At 65.7% G+C, this 434-nt stretch carries 1 protein-coding gene; it reads right to left on the reverse strand.

The window, feature by feature from the left end; all coding sequences use genetic code 11:
- On the reverse strand, positions 1-416 hold a 416-nt coding region (locus G3I78_RS48715), incomplete at its 3' end, for a type I restriction-modification system subunit M N-terminal domain-containing protein (RefSeq protein ID WP_164437073.1).
- Positions 417-434 lie beyond the last annotated feature (18 nt).

The raw sequence follows: 434 nt of genomic DNA on the forward strand, positions 1-434 counted from the left end.
TGGTAGAGGACCCCCGCCGCGTCCATGCGTACGACCTTCGGCGCCAGGTCGTACCGCTCCATGATCTGCAGCGCCGACGGCGAGAGCGCGTTGACGTACGCGAGCAGGTTGTCCGCGACGTTCTTGTCGTCAGCAAGCACGGTGCGGAACGTCAGCGGCGACGTGTTGTAGAACGGCACCTTCGCGATGCCCTGGAGGATGAAGTCCTCACCGGGCCCGAGCGTCTTGTCGCCGTAGGACGCCACCTGTCGCAGGACGGCCGCCTTCGTCGGCTCCAGCACGGCGTCGAGCCGCCGCAGCGCGAGCAGCGGGAGCATGATCGAGCCGTACTCGTGCTGCTTGAAGCTACCGCGGAGCTTGTCCGCGACCTTCCACACGAAGGCGACCTTGTCCTGGAAGCCCAGGGGTTGTGACATGTGGAAGAACCTCGTTCG

Source organism: Streptomyces sp. SID13726 (assembly GCF_010548375.1).
In the GTDB taxonomy this organism is placed as follows: domain Bacteria; phylum Actinomycetota; class Actinomycetes; order Streptomycetales; family Streptomycetaceae; genus Streptomyces.